A 16104-nucleotide genomic window follows, 5' to 3' on the forward strand; every position below is an offset into this window, starting at 1 on the left:
GAGTGTGGAGCGGGGCGTTCTCGTTGTGTTCTAGACCGCGGCGACCTTCGTCTTGGTGCGGCGCTTCGTGGTTCCGCGCAGAGCGGCCTGACGCTCGGATTCGCTCATGCCGCCCCAGATGCCGTACGGCTCAGCCACGGCGAGGGCGTGCTCGCGACACTGCTCCAGGACAGGGCAGCTGTAGCAGATCGCCTTGGCGCGATTCTCACGGTTCGTGCGGGCGCGGCCGCGCTCCCCGTCCGGGTGATAGAAGACATCGGAGGCCTCGCCGCGGCACGCTCCGTGGAGCTGCCAATCCCAGAAGTCGGCGTTCGGTCCGGGCAGCTGGTGCGGCATGGACATCGTGGGCATTGAGTGAAAATCTCCTCAGGCTAATGAACTACGAACAACCGCTTCCCGCACGCCAGCGCAGCTGGGTGGGCCGCATGAAAATGCCGGTGCGCCGTGAAGCAACGAGATAGGAGTGTGCAGGGTGTTGGTAAACAGCTGGTTTCTGACAGGTGTCGCACAGTTTGAACTAAGGGATTTGGCGGGGTCGGCATCGCTGTGAACAGTGGGAACCGGTGGAGGTTAAAGGTCGGTGAATTGTTAGTGCCGGCTAGCGTGCTGCCTCACGTGGCCCATAAGTCACTTGAGCCCCAAAAGTGTAGACATTCGGGGGTGGGGGGCGGGGCACGGTGTGGAGGTGCCCTGTTGGTCCCACGATGACCGTGGTCTCCGCCGCGCATTTATGCCGTTCACAGTCAAGGACGTACGATGAACACGCCCAAAAACACGCAGTCTGGCGTAATCTGCATTAGATTCACCCCGAAAGAACTCGCGGCGCCCGCGTTCGCGACTGCATGGACCGCCAAGGAAACCGAGACACAACCCCGCGAAGGAGAGACGTGGCCGCACACGACGCCGACGACCGCCTCGCCTCCCTTGTCCCCTTGGCGCAGGAAGGCGACCAGCGCGCGCTGAAAGAGATCATCAAGATCGTGCACCCGACGGTGCTGCGCTACGCCCGCGCCCGCATCAGCGGGGGCCGCACTCCCACAGCTGAAGATGTCGCGCAGGAAATCTGCCTCGCGGTGGCCACTTCGGTGAACAAATACCAGGACAAAGGCAAGCCGTTCATGGCCTTTGTTTACGGCATCGCGTTCAACAAGGTCACCGACGCTCACCGCTCGCTGTCCCGCGATAAATCCAGCCCCACTGACGATGTGCCTGACCAGGAATTTCTCGGCGGTACCCCCGAAGATGCAGCCATGGTGGAAGTAGGTAGTAACAGAGTGCGGGCATTGCTCGATCTGCTTAGTGAGAAGGCACGAGAGATCGTCGTTCTGCGCATCTTCGTCGGGCTATCCGCCGAGGAAACAGCAGAGATCACCGGCAGCACCGCAGGAGCAGTGCGCGTCGCTCAGCACCGTGCACTCGCCGCGATGCGAAAAGCCGTCGAACAAGAACGAGAACTGAACGAAGAAACGTCACGGGGTCGGCACTCACAGCTGAGCTGATCTGCGGCGTAATGAGAAGGAGCAGGGAGGGTAGCCATGGAACCGAAGTTCACCGGCCGTAGCGGACAGCACCGCGCGGAGGGCGCCGATTACACGGCGAACATGGATGAATTGCTGGCCAGCGATGCATTTATGACGGACCTGTCGCGCGGCGTCGATCCGGCCGATGGTTCCGACGAATTGGCTGTCCTGCTGTTGGGTCTCCGCGACGAGGTGGAAGCGCCGATGCCCCTGGCCCCAGAACTGTCCGGCGAGGCGGCGACCGAGGAGAACCCGGCAGTAGCTTCCCTCGATAAGCGCCGTGAAAAGCGCAGGAAGAAAGCGGCCTTCCGCACTAGCCCGTGGCTCGCGGGTGTGGTCGGCGCAGCTGCCGCGACCGTATTGGTCGCCGGCACCGGTGCCGCGCTCTACCACGCCACCCCGGGCTCGGCCCTGTGGGGCCCGTCCGAGGCTGTCTTTGGCGACCGCACTAGCTCGGTCGAATTCGCCAGCGCGCTCGATGAGATCGACAGCAAGACCGAATCCGGCGACATCGCCGGCGCCCGGGTACTCATCGACCAGTTGCGCGATTCGTTGAACCAGGACCGTTCTGAGCGTACGAAGCAGGATAAGAACGGCGCCGAGGCACCTGTCGTTCACCAGAAGGACACGGTCACGGTCACCAAGGCTCCGAAGCCGGAGGGTAAGCCGAAGCCAGCCGAGCCGGAGCAGCCCGCGACTGTCACCGTCACTCCGGAGCCAGTCACTCAGACGGTCACGGTCACCGAAACGGCGCCGCCGTCGGGTGGACGGGAGACGGAGCCGTCGTCAAGCGTGCGCACGTCGACGACCTCGACGATTCCCACGACGACCAAGCAGCTCGGCGCACCGCAACAGTCCGAAGCCCGCTCTTCCCAGTAGTTCCTGCGCGAGCGGCTAGCGCTCGTCGAGCCCGTCGAGGTAGCCCAACGCGTAATCCCACGGCACATACGCGCGAGGATTCGGCTCCGCGCTGGGTTCGTGCACAGGCGGCAATTCGCCCTGCAAGCTGGCGATCATGTTCGTGATCATGATGTCCCAGTCGTAGTAGTGGACTTCCTCGCAGTCCTCGCACAGAAAATTGATGCCCAAGATCCCGCGGGGCTCGAGCACGAGCTTGAACTCGCGCGTCTGCGCGAGGTCGCGCAGGACAGCCTGGCGCTCTTCGGCGCTGAGTGGCTCCACGACTTCGTCGTCCTCGATGAAGGATGCGGGATCGTTGGGATCGTCTGCGAATGGGTCGCGCGGCATCATGGAGTCAAAATTCACGCCTCTAACCTTATGGCCCAGCGGCGGCGAAGTTCAATTTTCGTGCGGTCTTGTTCGCCTGCGGGTTGAGTTGCGTGTGTCCAGTTTCCCGCCTCCTCCCGCATGCGCTGGGCACCCGCCCTTGCCCCGACACCTGATTTGCGCGACACACTATGCTGACAGAATAGAAGACAGTAGCGTGTGCCAATGCGCCGCAGGCACGTCCCGCGCAGCGGAGAAAGGGAGCGAGTGATCATGTCCAACGAGCGAATCCATACCGGCGGAGACGATCCGAACAAGGTCGCTTTCCGCGGCCTGACTTTTGACGACGTCCTGCTACTGCCAGCCGAGTCGCACATCGTGCCCAGCCAGGTTGACACCTCCACGAACTTCAGCCGCAACATCAAGCTCGGCATCCCGGTCGCCTCGGCAGCGATGGACACCGTCACCGAATCCCGCATGGCCATCGCGATGGCGCGCCAGGGCGGTATCGGCGTGCTGCACCGCAACCTGTCCGCGCAGGACCAGGCCGAGCAAGTCGACGTGGTCAAGCGTTCCGAGTCGGGCATGGTCACCGACCCAGTCACGGCAACGCCGGAGATGACGCTTAACGACGTCGACGCTCTATGCGCCCGCTTCCGCATTTCCGGCCTGCCGGTCGTGGACGGCAATGGCGTGCTCACCGGCATCATCACTAACCGCGACATGCGCTTCGAGCGGGACTTCAACCGCCCCGTCTCCGAGGTCATGACCCCGATGCCGCTGGTCGTCGCCAACGACGGCGTGTCCAAGGAAGAGGCATTGAACCTCCTGTCCTCCAATAAGGTGGAAAAACTCCCCATCGTCGACGATGCCGGCAAGCTCACCGGCCTGATCACCGTCAAGGACTTCGTGAAGACGGAGCAGTTCCCGAACGCCTCCAAGGACGCTGAGGGCCGTCTGCTCGTCGCCGCCGGCATCGGCACTGGCGAAGACGCCTACGAGCGTGCCGGCCTGCTCGTCGAGGCTGGCGTCGACGCCCTGATCGTCGACTCCGCGCACGCCCACAACAACCGCGTCCTGGACATGGTCAGCCGCGTCAAGCACGACTTCAGCGACCGCATCGACGTCATCGGCGGCAATCTGGCCACCCGTGAAGCCGCTCAGGCAATGATCGGCGCTGGTGCCGACGGCATCAAGGTCGGCATCGGCCCAGGCTCCATTTGCACTACCCGCGTCGTCGCCGGTGTCGGTGCCCCGCAGATCACCGCGATCCTCGAAGCCTCCGTCCCCGCCCACAAGGCCGGCGTCCCCGTCATCGCCGACGGCGGCATGCAGCACTCCGGCGACGTGGCCAAGGCGCTCGCCGCCGGCGCCTCCTCGGTCATGCTCGGCTCCATGCTCGCCGGCACCGCTGAAGCCCCCGGCGACATTGTTGTGGTCGGCGGCAAGCAGTACAAGCGCTACCGCGGCATGGGCTCCATGGGCGCGATGCAAGGGCGCGGCCTGACAGGGGAGAAGCGCTCCTTCTCCAAGGACCGCTACTTCCAGGCAGACGTCGCCAGCGAAGACAAGCTCGTTCCGGAGGGCATCGAAGGCCGCGTGCCGTACCGCGGCGAGATCGACTCGATCACCCACCAGATCGTCGGCGGCCTCCGCGCGGCGATGGGCTACACCGGCTCCGCGTCGATCGAGGAACTGAAGACGAAGCAATTCGTCCAGATCACCACCGCCGGCCTGCGCGAGTCCCACCCGCACGACATCACCCAGACCGTCGAGGCGCCGAATTACCGCGCTTAAGCAGCGCTTTCGCTCACGTTCCCCACGTCGACAAAGAAGGAAGACACCATGCGTGACTACGTCGAGATCGGCATCGGCCGCGAGGCCCGCCGCGCGTACTACCTGCGGGACATCGCCATCGTGCCTGCCCGCCGCACCCGCTCCTCCAAGGACGTGGACTTGAGCTGGCATATCGACGCCTACACCTTCGACATCCCCTTCGCCTCCCACCCCACCGACGCTCTGGCCAGCCCCGAATTCGTCATCGAGATGGGCAAGCAGGGCGGTCTCGGCGTCATCAACGCCGAGGGTCTCTGGGGCCGCCACGCCGATCTCGACGGCGCTATTGCCAAAGTGATCAAGGCCGAGCTCGATGCAGAGAGCGCCGGCAAGAGAGGGACTTCTGCCGAGGACAGCGCCGTGAGGACCCTCCAGGAACTCCACGCCGCCCCGCTCGACCACGACCTGCTCTCTGAACGGATCGCGCAGGTCCGCGACTCGGGCGTCACTGTCGCCGTCCGTGTGAGCCCGCAGCACGCCCGTGAGCTCGCTCCCGTCGTGGTCAAAGCCGGCGCTGAGATCCTGTTCATCCAGGGTGAGATCATCTCCGCCGAGCACGTCCAGGGAGGCGGCGAACCGCTCAACCTCAAGGAGTTCATCGGCTCCCTCGACGTGCCCGTGATCGCCGGCGGCGTCGCCGATTACACCACTGCGCTGCACCTGATGCGTTCCGGCGCCGCCGGCATCATCGTGGGCCAGGGCGCGACCACCTCGGACGCCGCACTCGGTATCGGCACCCACATGGCCACCCAGATTGCCGACGCCGCCGCCGCCCGCCGCGAGTACCTCGACGAGACGGAAGGCCGTTACGTCCACATCATCGCTGACGGGGAGATCCACACCAGCGGCGATATTGCCCGAGCTGTCGCCTGCGGCGCAGACTCCGTCATGCTCGGCGCGCCCCTGGCAGCCGCGTCCCAGGCCGCTGCGGGCGGCTACTACTGGCAGTCGCAGGCCGCGCACCCGCGCTTCCCGCGCGGTGTGATCGCTCGCGCTGACGGCGGTTTCAGCTTCGGCTGGGGCCTCGACGATGCGGCGGCTACCGAAGACATCCTGAAACAGCTCCGCAGCAATAGCCCGAGCCTGGAAACGATCCTCCACGGCCCCAGCACCAGCACCTGGGGCGGCCACAACCTCGCCGGTGGCCTGCGCCGCGTGATGGCCAAGTGCGGCTACACCGACATCAAGAGCTTCCAGAAAGTCGGCATCACGCTGTCGAGCTAGGCGCTCAGCGCGCTGCTGCTCGTCCTTTGTGCGTCCTCGGCTCGCCCTCTGCTTGCGCCGCCGTTGCGCGCGCCGCATGATCCCACCCGGTGCCCACTCGGTTCATACAGGGAAGTTCATGCGGTTTGGCTGATGCAACTCAACACCGCCCGCGCCGATAGCAGCACCGCGTCGATGGGTTAAAATGCGTACCGTGACATCGACGACTACGCCTGATCAGACCCCACCCGCCAACGCGCACCCGCGCCCGGTCCTCGTCGTGGACTTCGGCGCTCAGTACGCGCAGCTCATCGCACGCCGCGTGCGTGAGGCCCGCATCTATTCCGAGGTCGTGCCGCACACGATCACGGCTGAAGAGCTCAAGGCGAAGGACCCGGTCGCGCTCGTGTTCTCGGGCGGCCCCTCGTCCGTGTACGAGGACGGCGCGCCCCAGCTCGATCCGGCCATTTTCGAGCTCGGTCTGCCGACGTTCGGCATTTGCTACGGCTTCCAGATCATGACGCAGGCGCTCGGCGGCACCGTCGCCAAGACAGGCTCCCGCGAGTACGGCCGCACCGCGATGAACGTCCGGGGCGGTATCCTCCACGACGGCCTTGAGGCTAACCACCCGGTGTGGATGAGCCACGGCGATTCCGTGACCGAGGCCCCGGAGGGCTTTGAGGTCACCGCCTCCTCCGAGGGCGCTCCCGTCGCCGCGTTCGAGAACGCCGACAAGTGCATGGCCGGCGTCCAGTACCACCCGGAGGTCATGCACTCGCCGCACGGCCAGGAGGTGCTCACGCGCTTCCTCACTGAGATCGCGGGCCTCGAGCAGACCTGGACCGCGTCCAATATCGCAGAGCAGCTTATCGACGCCGTCTCTGAGCAGATCGGCCCCGACGGCCGCGCCATTTGCGGCCTGTCCGGTGGAGTGGATTCTGCTGTCGCCGCAGCATTGGTGCAGCGCGCCATCGGTGACCGCCTCACCTGCGTCTTCGTCGACCACGGTCTGCTCCGCCAGGGCGAGCGCAAGCAGGTCGAGACCGATTTCGTCGCTGCCACCGGCGCCAAGCTGGTCACCGTTGACGAGCGCGAGGCCTTCCTGAACAAGCTGTCCGGCGTCACTGAGCCGGAGGCGAAGCGCAAGGCCATCGGCGCCGAGTTCATCCGCTCCTTCGAGCGTGCTGTCGCCGGTGTCCTCGAAGGCGAGGATGTCCAGTTCCTGGTTCAGGGCACCCTCTACCCGGACGTCGTCGAATCCGGCGGCGGTGCCGGCACCGCCAACATCAAGAGCCACCACAATGTCGGCGGCCTGCCCGACGATGTCGAATTCGAACTCGTCGAACCCCTCCGTCTCCTGTTCAAGGACGAGGTCCGCGCCGTCGGCCGCGAGCTCGGCCTGCCCGAGGAAATCGTCAACCGTCAGCCCTTCCCGGGCCCGGGACTGGGCATCCGCATCATCGGCGAGGTCACCGAGGAACGCCTGGAGGCCCTCCGCGCCGCCGACGCCATCGCTCGTGAAGAGCTCACCAAGGCCGGTCTCGACGACCAGATCTGGCAGTGCCCCGTCGTCCTGCTTGCCGACGTCCGCTCCGTCGGCGTCCAAGGCGACGGTCGCACCTACGGCCACCCGATCGTCCTGCGTCCGGTTGCCTCCGAGGACGCCATGACCGCCGACTGGGTCCGCATCCCCTACGAGGTGCTGGAGACCATCTCCACCCGCATCACCAACGAGGTTGGAGACGTCAACCGTGTCGTGCTGGACATCACGTCCAAGCCGCCGGCCACGATCGAGTGGGAGTAGGAACTTTACCAGAGCACCAATCCCAGCCCGGCTAGCCAGCTCACCCGCCTGAGTCAAACTCCGTCCTCAGGGCCTACTTGCGCCGAATCTAGGCGTACGGGTTGTTCTGCGGTGAATACGGATTAACGCCACCGTCCGGCTGATCACCGTCTGCCGGTGGTCGTTGCTGGTTGAAGCCATTTGGCTGCTGCTGCGGCTGCGGCTGTGCCTGAGGCTGCTGCCCGAAGTTATGCTCCGGTTGAAGCTGAGGTTGCTGCACCTGTGCCTGGCCGCTACCAGCCGGCGGCTGCGGCTGGGGGCCGCCGGCATTCGGCTGTGGTTGCGCACTCCCAGAGCCGCCAGCCCCACCAGCAGCAGGCGGAATGTTCCAACCCTCCGGCGGCACGGGGGTGTTGTTGTGGAGGATCCACCAAGCCAGGAAAGCGAGCAGCACGCCGGTCAGCGATGCCAGCGTGACACCAAAACGGGTGCCCAAGGTGATTGACGGGAAGAAGATGATCAGGCCGAGGAGCAGAAGCCAGCCAGTGCTCTGTTCCTTCGCTTCCGCCTCAGTCATCTGGTTGTTCGCGGTGAACGCAGCGTTCATTGGCGAGGACGCGGTACCGATCCGTGGCATGAGGAACCAGCACAGGAGGTAAATGAAGAAGCCGCCGCCGACGAGAAGCGTGAGGACGGTGAACGCGATGCGGACGATCGTGGGATCGATCCGGTAACGTGCGCCAATTCCTTCGCAAGGCGCTGGATCTCGCCTATGTTGAGACGTTGCCGCGCAGAAAACCACAACCTTCCACTACAACTGGTTCACAACTAGCCTGGCAGCAGAGATGCCGTAAACATGCATTTTGCGGTCAGGGCTAGCTGGTCGGATGACCTGGGCGTGGGGTGGGGGCGAGAGATCCTCACATGAAACCTGAATTTGCTCGCGCAGGTAAACTCGCCGGATCGTTTGAAATCGCTGGTCGGCGAGGTTCGCCGCTGCCGATCCTCGCCCACGCTTCCGGTTCTGTCCGCTGCTGTTTTCGGGTTTGTTCCTGAATCCTGAACGGCGGCTTCATTTGTGTACTGGGGTGCATACTTAAGTCCCCGGTTCCGCTCGTCTAGGGCCTACGGATTCAGGTTTTGTGTTACATATCGTGAGCTACTAGTCCGCGTACGCAAGGCGGCGTGATCCGTCGACATGCGGGTACAGTATCCACGCTGCGCCCGCCACGATCAGGAATGCGAGCGTGACGCCCCACGCGGGCCACTGCGCGAGCGGTGCGAGCATCAGCGCGAGCCACCAGAGCATCAAGGGGACGAGCATGCTTATCGACGGCACCGTCGACACTCGCTTCTCTTCCGCGTAAGCCCGCATCTCCGCCCGGTAGGGGTGGAGCAGCGTGACGGCCACGGCGAGAATGGCGCACCCGAGGGCGATCAGGACCTTTGGGCCGACCGCGAGCTGCGAGACCATGACGGCGATCGAACCGGCGACACCTGCGGTGCCCATTGTCCGCACAAGCGCTGGCGTAGGGATCGGGGTGACGCGGATGCGGACATCGTGGGCATACATAGGGGTGGACGCTACCACACTGTCGCTGGCAGAAAATATGTTCGATATTTTCAATTGACCTTGGTTCGGCCGGCGAGCATAATCAACGTCCGTGAGTGGAACAAGTGTTCGTAAGGCGGTCCCGGAGGTGGGCATGTCGGTAATGCCGGCGGCCCCCGCCGGTCGTGCGCGCGCCGAACAGATCGCTGAGCTCCGCTCCAAGATGGCGCAGATTGGTGGCGAAGTTCCTGGTGGTGGCAGCGGCTTTGCCGGTTTCGGGGAGGAGGTCGCGACCGGCGAGGATGTTCTGGGGCTGGGTGAGCAGTTCCGTTTCATCCTGCCCGGCGGCGGTTTGCCGCGTCATGCAGTCACACACATGAGCGATACGCCGGCACTCGTCGCGGAGATGCTGCTGCACGTGGTGGAAGAAGGCGGCCATGCGGGCGTGGTGGGCTGGCCGGAATTGTCGTACGCCGGGATCGACCGGAAACACCTGGACCGGATCATTGCGGTACCGGACCCGGGTGCGGACCCGTTGGGGATCGCGGCGGTGCTCACCGAGGGGCTGGACTTGGTCGTGTACCGCTCGCCGGTGCAGCTCGCGCTCTCGCCGGTGCGGTGCCGCCCGTTGCTGGGCAAGCTGCGCAAAGGCAGAGCTGCGCTCATGATGGTCGGCGCGACTGTCCCGTCGCCGGCGCTCACCGTCGTAGGAGATATCCAGTCTTTCCACGGTATCGGGCGCGGCACAGGTCGGATCACGGGCGTGGACATTCGCGTGCGGGCGCAGTCGAAGAGCACACACCCGGCGTCGGCGACGATCACGGTGGGGCAGGCCGCCGCGGAAACGGCGGCAGAGACCGCCGGCCATCCAGCGCTGAAGGTGGTGCGTTAGATGCGCGTCGCGGCGGTGTGGTTCCCGGATTGGCCGGTGCAGGCCGCGCGGCTGGACGCGGACGACGAGCTGCAAGAACCGTTGGCTATCGGCGCGCAGCACCGTATCAAGGTGGTCTCGCACCGCGCCCGCGCGTTGGGGATTCGCCGCGGCATGAAGGTGCGCCATGCACAGTCGGTGTGCCCAGAGCTGACGGTCGTCGACGACAATCCGGACCGCGACGGCCGCATGTTCACCGCGCTCGCCGCGAGCTTCGACGATGTCGCGGCGTCGGTGGAGGTGCTGCGTCCGGGGCTCGTGGTTGTCGATATCGCGGCTGCGGGCACGTTCCACGGCAGCGAGGAAACAGCGGCTGAGATGCTTATTGACGCAGCAGCCCGCCGCGGCATCGACGCCTTCGCCGGCGTGGCGGACGAGATCGCCACGGCGTTGATCGCGGCGCGGTCGTCCGCGGTGGTTCAGCCAGGCGGTTCGGCGGCATTCCTTGCTTCCCAACCATTGAATGTGCTGCTGGCAGAGACCAGTTTGGGCGCGGACGTGGAGACGGTGAAGGCGCTGGACCAGTTGGGCGTCGGCACGCTGGGCGATCTCGCATGCTTACCGTCGACGGCGGTGTCCACCCGGTTCGGCCGAGCGGGGATGGCCTGCCACCGCATTGCCCGCGCCGCGCCGGACCGGCGGGTCGCCCCGGAGCTTCCCGCGGCGGACTTATCGGTGGCGGTCACTCCGGAGGACCCGATCGACCGTGTGGATGCCGCGGCGTTCGCCGCCCGGGCGCTGGCCGCGAGTCTGCACGAGCGGTTGGCGGAGGCGGGACAGAACTGCCTGCGCCTGAAGGTGAAAGCGGAGCTCGCCGACGGAACGGTTGTCGAGCGCATCTGGCGCACACGTGAGGCGCTCACAGAAGAAGCGACGGCAGACCGTGTGCGCTGGCAGCTGGACGGGTGGCTGACCAGCGGGGGAGCGGGCACGATCACATCGCTCGTCCTGGAGCCACTGGAGCTCGCGCAGCCGGAATCCGTTGGGCATCTCTGGGGCAGGGGCGCGGGCGGTTCGGGCGCAGGCGAGGCCCGCCGGGCGGCGGAGCGCGTGCAGTCGGCGCTGGGCATCGATGCGGTGCTGCAGCCCCGGTTCGTCGGTGGGCGCGGTGTGGCAGAACGTATCGCGCTCGTCCCGTTCGGGGAGCACGATCCGGAGTCCCCGGACGGGGCAGATCCGGCGTCTGCGTCGTGGCCGGGCGCGATCCCGCCGCCGCTGCCGGCGCGGATCGGCGGCGGTGTGGACCACCCGGCGGCGAAGATCACCATGATCGACGATGCTGCGCGCCCGGTGGGTGTCACGGCTGAAGCGCTGCTCAGCACTACGCCGTACGCGTTGAGCTGGGGCGGCAGCCACTACCTGATCACGGGGTGGGCCGGGCCGTGGCCTGTCGATCAAGGCTGGTGGGGTGAGCACCCCCAGAAAGTCGCGCGCCTGCAGGTCGTGGGCGAGCGGGAAGGCGGCGGCGGGCCGGTGGCGTGGCTGCTGCTGTGGTCGAAGCGGAAATGGAGGGTGGAAGCGATGTACAGCTAGAACGCCGCTACGAGCGTGCGATGTCGATGGCCAGGCGCGTCGGGTTGTAGACCGTCTGCACGGTGTATGGCGCGGTCTTCTTCAATCCGATGACGATCTGGCTGCGCCCGGCGGAGGTGCCGGCGTTGAGGACCTCGACGACGGAGCCGGAGCCCTCAGCGTGGTTGGCTTCGACATCGTTGCGGCCGATGTCCTGAGGGTAGACGGTGCCGTCGATATTGACCTTGAGGAATGCGGAGCCTTCCACCTCGAGCGGGGCCCCGGCGGTCTGCTGGACGGGGGAGGAGGAGTAGTCGACGAACCAGCCGGGTTCGCCGTCCCCGTCGAGGCTCACAATGACGCGGTCGAAACCATCGTGCTCTTCGACCTCGAGTCCCGTCACGGCGAGCCGGCTCGGAGCGCTGGGGCGGGTGGTCTTGGGTGACTCGTTGGCCGCGTCCAGGTGGCCTTTCTCGCTGGCGAGTTTCGCGTCCGAGTCTGAATCGCGCCCACGATCACGGTCGCTGCGGTCTTTGCCGTTTCCGCTGAGGCTGCCAGCCTCGTTGAGCGTCTTGCCTGCTTGGAGTTCTTCGGTCTGGCCAGCGACAACGCTGTCGGCGCCAGCGGGTTCGGCGCCACTTTGCACGACGCCTCCCTCACCGACGGTTCCGCATCCGGAAAGGGTCGCTACAGCAAGCGCGGCGACCGACACGGCCGCGGCTGCGCGTGTGGAACCGGCACCGCCGGAAAACCGGGGGTTCGGGGAGAGGGCGAATTTGGACACGGACACTAGGTTAACCACGATCGAGCACAAGACGAAATTTATTCACGGGTCACAGGGCTTTGAGATGAAAAAGTGACCGGGGCCAAGCTGCGGGGTGGGGGAGGGGAAGCGTCGATAAGCTGCTTTGAACCGTATTGGAAAGATAGGCTACCCTTAGAAGCATGTCTGTCGACCGCCGAACGTTGTGCTCTGATGTGGAAGTTGAGCCCCTGCCCGGCACTGCGAAGCAAGCGGGTGTCTATGTGCTCTTCGAGTACCCGGGACCGTGGAGCCATGACATTTTGGACGGCGACACCTTTGGCGACGAGCTGACCGCGAAGCTGAAGGCCAAGATGAAGGAGTCGAGCGCGTCGCTGCAGCTCATCCGTCATCCCACGCGCGAGGGGCGCGATATCGATGACAACCATCTCTACATTGTGTTCTCCGATATCGGGGTCACCGAAGTTCTCCACGTCGACGGCCCGGAGGCGATCCTGGAGCTCGATCTTTCGGGCCCGGGCAAGAATGGCGGGCAGACGCGCATCGCGCCGCTGCTGCTCGTGTGCACGCATGCGAAGCGCGACCGCTGCTGCGCAGTGAAGGGCCGCCCGCTGGTCAGCGAGCTGGAACGCCGCTACCCGTTCAAGAAAACGGGAGATGTCGTGTGGGAGACCTCCCATGTCAAGGGCCACCGTTTCGCACCCGCGCTGCTGCTCATGCCGTGGGGCTACAGCTTCGGCCGCATGAATATCGAGGCCACTGAGGCGATGCTCGCCGCCGCGATGCGCGCGCTGTATTTCGTTCCCGGCAATCGCGGCCGGGGCACCCTCACCCCGCCCGAGCAGGCCGCGGAAATCGCCGTCGCGGCGCACCTTCAGCGCGAGGGCGCGGACGTTTCCTACGGTCAACTGTCGATGGACAACTCCGAGGTCGGTGACGACACAGCGAGCATTTCGCTTGTCGACGCCTCCTCTGCCCGCACCTTCACCGTCTCCCTGCGCAAAGAAGAAGCCGCAGGAGTGGTGTCCTCCTGCGGCGATGAACCGAAGACCGGTTCGTACTGGGCTGTCAGTTCTATCAGCGGCGCATGACCTTGCGCGAGAGGTAGTTGCCCAAAAGCTGCGCCAGCTGAACGATGACCACGATGGTGATCACAGCGACCCAGGTGACTTCCGGCTGGTATGCGCGGTAGCCGTAGACGATGGCGAAGTCGCCTAGACCGCCGCCGCCGATGTAGCCCGCCATGGCGGACATGTCGATCACGGCGATGAAGATGAAGGTGAAGCCGAGAATCAGCGGGCCGAGCGCTTCCGGGATGATCACGGTACGGATGATGCGCCACGGGCCGGCGCCCATTGCGCGGGCCGCCTCGATCACGCCCGGGTCGATGGCCACCAGGTTCTGCTCCACGATGCGGGCCACGGTGAAGGTGGCTGTCACGCACATCACGAAGGTGGCGGCCTCGCGGCCGATCGTGGTGCCCACCACCGCCAGGGTGACGGCGTAGAGCATGGCGATCATGATGATGAACGGGATCGGCCTGAAGAAGTTCACCAGGATGTTGAGAATCCAGTAGACGACCTTGTTCTGCAGCACTCCGCCCTGGCGGGTGGTGTACAGGAACAGGCCGATGATCAGGCCGAAGAAGCCGCCCACGATCATGGTGATGATCACCATGAACAGTGTGTCGCTGATGGCGTCGAGGTAGGTGGGGCCGAGACGGTCCCAGTCGACCTCGCCGGCGGCGAGAAGCAGTTGGTTCGTGGCAGTCATTAGTGAGCCTCCCCGTTCGTTGCTGCGCCTAGGGCCGTGGATCCGGCAGCTGCGCTGCCGGAGGTGATCTCATTGATCGTGGTGGTCTGGCGCAGAGTGGAGTAGAAGTCCTCGATGACTTCCTGGTTGCCGGTCAGACGGACGGTCATCTTGCCGAAGGAGTGGTCCTGCAGTGTGGTCACGGAACCGTGGACCACATCGAGGCTCACACCGCGCTCCTGCAGCTTCGCGGCTGCGGAGAAGAAGCCGGATTCGGCAGTCAGATCGACCGTGAATAGGCGGCCTTCCTTGTCCATGAGCTCGCGCTCTTCGGCTTCCGACGGGGTGTTGCGCAGGCTGGTGGACACAAATCGCTGCGCCACTTGGGTCTGCGGGTCGGAGAAGACTTGGTAGACCGAGCCGTGCTCGACGACCTTGCCGTTCTCCATCACGGCGACCTTGTCGGCGATGGCGCGGATGACATCCATCTCGTGGGTGATCACCACGATCGTGATGCCGGTGCGCTCGTTAACTTCCTTGAGCAGAGCCAGGACTTCCTGGGTGGTCTCGGGGTCGAGGGCGGAGGTGGCTTCGTCGGCAAGCAGCAGCGAGGGGCTCGTGGCGAGCGCGCGGGCGATGCCGACGCGCTGCTTCTGGCCGCCTGAGAGCTGTTCCGGGTAGTTCGTGCCGCGCTCGGCGAGGCCGACGAATTCGAGCAATTCGGCGACGCGGGCCTTGCGGTCGGCGGCGCTCATCTCGGTCATCTTCAGCGGGTACTCAATATTGCCCGCCGCGTTGAGCGACGAGAACAGGTTGAACTGCTGGAAGATCATGCCGATATTGCGGCGGGCCTCGCGCATCTGCTTGGCCGGCATGCCGACGATGTCGGTGCCGTCCAGCAGGATCTGGCCCGAGGTAGGGGTGTCCAGCCCGTTGATCATGCGCACGAGCGTGGACTTGCCGGCACCCGAGTAACCGATCACGCCCAGAATCTCGCCCGGTTCAACGGTGAGATTGACGTTGTCCAACGCGACGACGTCGGGGCCCTTCCTTCCGGACCGGAACACCTTGTTCACGTCCCGGAATTCGATCCGGGTGCCGGCTTTAGCGGCCATTACTTCGATTCCTCCACGAGGCGGTCGAGGATCTCGTTCAGCTCGTCCTTGGACTTCTGGACCTGGACGGCGGTGCCGTTGGAGTCCTCGTTCAGAGCGTCGGTGACCTCAGGGGTCTGCCAGATCTCGACGAGCTTCTCGTAGGTCGGGTTGTCGATGTCCTCGGCGCGGACAGCGAAGATGTTGATGTACGGCTCAGCCAGCTCGGAGTTCGGGTCGTCGGAAGCGACAGCGGTGGACGCGTCGATGCCGGCGCGGGAGAGCCAGTTGTTGTTGATGATCGCCGGGTCGCCCTGGTTGTAGGCAGTCGGGGTCTGGGATGCGTCGACCGGGGTGATTTCGACCTTGGAGCCTTCCTCGTCGATGTCTGCCGGGGTCGGGTTCAGCTCGTCGGCGCCCTCCTTGACCTTGACCAGGCCAGCCTGGACGAGAACGTTGATGGCGCGGCCCTGGTTGGACGGGTCGTTCGGGATGGCGATCTTCTCGCCTTCGATGCCGTCGAGGGAGTCATGGTCCTTCCAGAACAGGCCGAGAGTGTTGATCTCGGCGGAGCCGACGATGCGCAGGTCCTCGCCGGAGGATGCCTCGTACTGGGCCAGGTAGAGGATGTGCTGGAACTTGTTGAGGTCGATCTGGCCCTCGGCCAGCGCCGGGTTCACCGGGGTGTACTCAGTGAAGGGGACGAGCTCGAGGTCGATGCCCTCTTCCTTCGCCTTGTCCACGAACACAGACCAAGCTTTCTGGTCGGAGTCGGTGGTGCCGATGCGGATGACCTTGTCGTCCCCGCCCTCGCCTGCGGTGTTGTCGGCGGAATCGGAGCACGCAACCAGTCCGGTAGCCGCCAGGATGGAGGCTGCTGCGGTTGCGATAACACGGTTGAGGCGCATGTCGCTTCCTGCTCTTTCTTTGT

The 16104-nt window shown here is 65.1% G+C and carries 16 protein-coding genes and 1 pseudogene; 8 read left to right on the forward strand and 9 right to left on the reverse strand.

What is annotated here, in order from left to right:
- Positions 1 to 30: 30 nt before the first annotated feature.
- Positions 31 to 342 (reverse strand): WhiB family transcriptional regulator, encoded by a 312-nt coding sequence (locus CAPP_RS01910; protein WP_076599241.1) that lies wholly within the window; start codon positions 340 to 342, stop codon positions 31 to 33.
- 545 nt (positions 343 to 887) lie between these two features.
- On the opposite strand from CAPP_RS01910, the gene CAPP_RS01915 reads away from it, so the two are divergent.
- Both CAPP_RS01915 and CAPP_RS01920 read left to right on the forward strand, forming a co-directional pair.
- Complete coding sequence (locus tag CAPP_RS01915) at positions 888 to 1499, forward strand: sigma-70 family RNA polymerase sigma factor (RefSeq protein ID WP_234958831.1); 612 nt, start codon at positions 888 to 890, stop codon at positions 1497 to 1499.
- A 36-nt stretch (positions 1500 to 1535) separates the two neighbouring features.
- Positions 1536 to 2399, forward strand: a complete 864-nt coding sequence (locus tag CAPP_RS01920; RefSeq protein WP_084560569.1) for a hypothetical protein — start codon at positions 1536 to 1538, stop codon at positions 2397 to 2399.
- Positions 2400 to 2414: 15 nt separating this feature from the next.
- On the opposite strand, the gene CAPP_RS01925 is transcribed toward CAPP_RS01920, so the two are convergent.
- Positions 2415 to 2786 (reverse strand): DUF5319 domain-containing protein, encoded by a 372-nt coding sequence (locus CAPP_RS01925; RefSeq protein ID WP_076599175.1) that lies wholly within the window; start codon positions 2784 to 2786, stop codon positions 2415 to 2417.
- 234 nt (positions 2787 to 3020) lie between these two features.
- Here CAPP_RS01925 and guaB point away from each other — a divergent pair, with 234 nt between their 5' ends.
- The 3 genes from guaB to guaA all read left to right on the forward strand — a co-directional run bounded on the left by guaB (position 3021) and on the right by guaA (position 7590).
- Complete coding sequence (gene guaB / locus CAPP_RS01930; protein WP_076599243.1) at positions 3021 to 4544, forward strand: IMP dehydrogenase; 1524 nt, start codon at positions 3021 to 3023, stop codon at positions 4542 to 4544.
- A 48-nt stretch (positions 4545 to 4592) separates the two neighbouring features.
- Positions 4593 to 5807 carry a GuaB3 family IMP dehydrogenase-related protein gene (locus CAPP_RS01935; RefSeq protein WP_076599176.1) on the forward strand — a complete coding sequence of 405 codons (1215 nt, stop codon included), beginning with the start codon at positions 4593 to 4595 and terminating at the stop codon, positions 5805 to 5807.
- Between the two features lie 193 nt (positions 5808 to 6000).
- The gene (guaA, locus tag CAPP_RS01940) at positions 6001 to 7590 is read left to right on the forward strand and encodes a glutamine-hydrolyzing GMP synthase (protein ID WP_076599177.1); all 1590 of its coding nucleotides are present in this window, start codon (positions 6001 to 6003) and stop codon (positions 7588 to 7590) included.
- A gap of 88 nt (positions 7591 to 7678) precedes the next feature.
- Here the strand turns inward: guaA and CAPP_RS01945 are convergent, their stop codons facing one another.
- The 3 genes and pseudogenes from CAPP_RS01945 to CAPP_RS01950 form a co-directional block, all read right to left on the reverse strand.
- Positions 7679 to 8206 carry a hypothetical protein gene (locus CAPP_RS01945; protein ID WP_234958832.1) on the reverse strand — a complete coding sequence of 176 codons (528 nt, stop codon included), beginning with the start codon at positions 8204 to 8206 and terminating at the stop codon, positions 7679 to 7681.
- Between the two features lie 6 nt (positions 8207 to 8212).
- Positions 8213 to 8371: pseudogene (locus CAPP_RS11160) on the reverse strand (PspC domain-containing protein); the annotation flags it as partial.
- A gap of 360 nt (positions 8372 to 8731) precedes the next feature.
- Positions 8732 to 9142, reverse strand: coding sequence for a hypothetical protein (locus CAPP_RS01950; protein ID WP_076599179.1), 411 nt, complete (start codon positions 9140 to 9142; stop codon positions 8732 to 8734).
- A 133-nt stretch (positions 9143 to 9275) separates the two neighbouring features.
- Here CAPP_RS01950 and imuA' point away from each other — a divergent pair, with 133 nt between their 5' ends.
- The gene (imuA', locus tag CAPP_RS01955) at positions 9276 to 10013 is read left to right on the forward strand and encodes a DnaE2-dependent mutagenesis accessory factor ImuA' (protein ID WP_234958833.1); all 738 of its coding nucleotides are present in this window, start codon (positions 9276 to 9278) and stop codon (positions 10011 to 10013) included.
- On the forward strand, positions 10014 to 11585 hold the full coding sequence (locus CAPP_RS01960; RefSeq protein WP_076599181.1) for a Y-family DNA polymerase: 1572 nt from the start codon (positions 10014 to 10016) through the stop codon (positions 11583 to 11585).
- A 7-nt stretch (positions 11586 to 11592) separates the two neighbouring features.
- Here the strand turns inward: CAPP_RS01960 and CAPP_RS01965 are convergent, their stop codons facing one another.
- A complete protein-coding gene (locus tag CAPP_RS01965) occupies positions 11593 to 12348 on the reverse strand; it encodes an AMIN-like domain-containing (lipo)protein (RefSeq protein ID WP_143313865.1) in 756 nt (251 codons plus the stop codon).
- Between the two features lie 161 nt (positions 12349 to 12509).
- Here CAPP_RS01965 and CAPP_RS01970 point away from each other — a divergent pair, with 161 nt between their 5' ends.
- Positions 12510 to 13418, forward strand: coding sequence for a sucrase ferredoxin (locus CAPP_RS01970; RefSeq protein ID WP_076599182.1), 909 nt, complete (start codon positions 12510 to 12512; stop codon positions 13416 to 13418).
- Here the strand turns inward: CAPP_RS01970 and CAPP_RS01975 are convergent.
- Genes CAPP_RS01975 through CAPP_RS01985 form a run of 3 tightly spaced genes read right to left on the reverse strand, consistent with a single transcriptional unit; the run spans position 13405 to position 16081 of the window.
- On the reverse strand, positions 13405 to 14100 hold the full coding sequence (locus tag CAPP_RS01975; RefSeq protein ID WP_076599183.1) for a methionine ABC transporter permease: 696 nt from the start codon (positions 14098 to 14100) through the stop codon (positions 13405 to 13407). The two genes, CAPP_RS01970 and CAPP_RS01975, sit on opposite strands and share 14 nt — an antisense overlap.
- Positions 14100 to 15194, reverse strand: coding sequence for a methionine ABC transporter ATP-binding protein (locus CAPP_RS01980; protein WP_076599184.1), 1095 nt, complete (start codon positions 15192 to 15194; stop codon positions 14100 to 14102). Before CAPP_RS01980 ends, CAPP_RS01975 begins: the two co-directional genes overlap by 1 nt.
- Positions 15194 to 16081, reverse strand: a complete 888-nt coding sequence (locus CAPP_RS01985; protein WP_076599185.1) for a MetQ/NlpA family ABC transporter substrate-binding protein — start codon at positions 16079 to 16081, stop codon at positions 15194 to 15196. Before CAPP_RS01985 ends, CAPP_RS01980 begins: the two co-directional genes overlap by 1 nt.
- Between the last annotated feature and the right edge of the window lie 23 nt (positions 16082 to 16104).

This window comes from Corynebacterium appendicis CIP 107643, from assembly GCF_030408415.1.
GTDB classification, from domain to species: Bacteria; Actinomycetota; Actinomycetes; order Mycobacteriales; family Mycobacteriaceae; genus Corynebacterium; species Corynebacterium appendicis.

Excerpts from the sequence above, each read along its gene's own strand:
- CAPP_RS01945 (WP_234958832.1), bottom strand. The coding sequence starts at position 8,206 with ATGCCACGGATCGGTACCGCGTCCTCGCCAATGAACGCTGCGTTCACC.
- guaB (WP_076599243.1), top strand. The coding sequence starts at position 3,021 with ATGTCCAACGAGCGAATCCATACCGGCGGAGACGATCCGAACAAGGTC.
- CAPP_RS01910 (WP_076599241.1), bottom strand. The coding sequence starts at position 342 with ATGTCCATGCCGCACCAGCTGCCCGGACCGAACGCCGACTTCTGGGAT.
- CAPP_RS01950 (WP_076599179.1), bottom strand. The coding sequence starts at position 9,142 with ATGTATGCCCACGATGTCCGCATCCGCGTCACCCCGATCCCTACGCCA.
- CAPP_RS01970 (WP_076599182.1), top strand. The coding sequence starts at position 12,510 with ATGTCTGTCGACCGCCGAACGTTGTGCTCTGATGTGGAAGTTGAGCCC.
- CAPP_RS01975 (WP_076599183.1), bottom strand. The coding sequence starts at position 14,100 with ATGACTGCCACGAACCAACTGCTTCTCGCCGCCGGCGAGGTCGACTGG.
- imuA' (WP_234958833.1), top strand. The coding sequence starts at position 9,276 with ATGTCGGTAATGCCGGCGGCCCCCGCCGGTCGTGCGCGCGCCGAACAG.
- CAPP_RS01980 (WP_076599184.1), bottom strand. The coding sequence starts at position 15,194 with ATGGCCGCTAAAGCCGGCACCCGGATCGAATTCCGGGACGTGAACAAG.
- CAPP_RS01960 (WP_076599181.1), top strand. The coding sequence starts at position 10,014 with ATGCGCGTCGCGGCGGTGTGGTTCCCGGATTGGCCGGTGCAGGCCGCG.
- CAPP_RS01920 (WP_084560569.1), top strand. The coding sequence starts at position 1,536 with ATGGAACCGAAGTTCACCGGCCGTAGCGGACAGCACCGCGCGGAGGGC.
- CAPP_RS01985 (WP_076599185.1), bottom strand. The coding sequence starts at position 16,081 with ATGCGCCTCAACCGTGTTATCGCAACCGCAGCAGCCTCCATCCTGGCG.
- CAPP_RS01935 (WP_076599176.1), top strand. The coding sequence starts at position 4,593 with ATGCGTGACTACGTCGAGATCGGCATCGGCCGCGAGGCCCGCCGCGCG.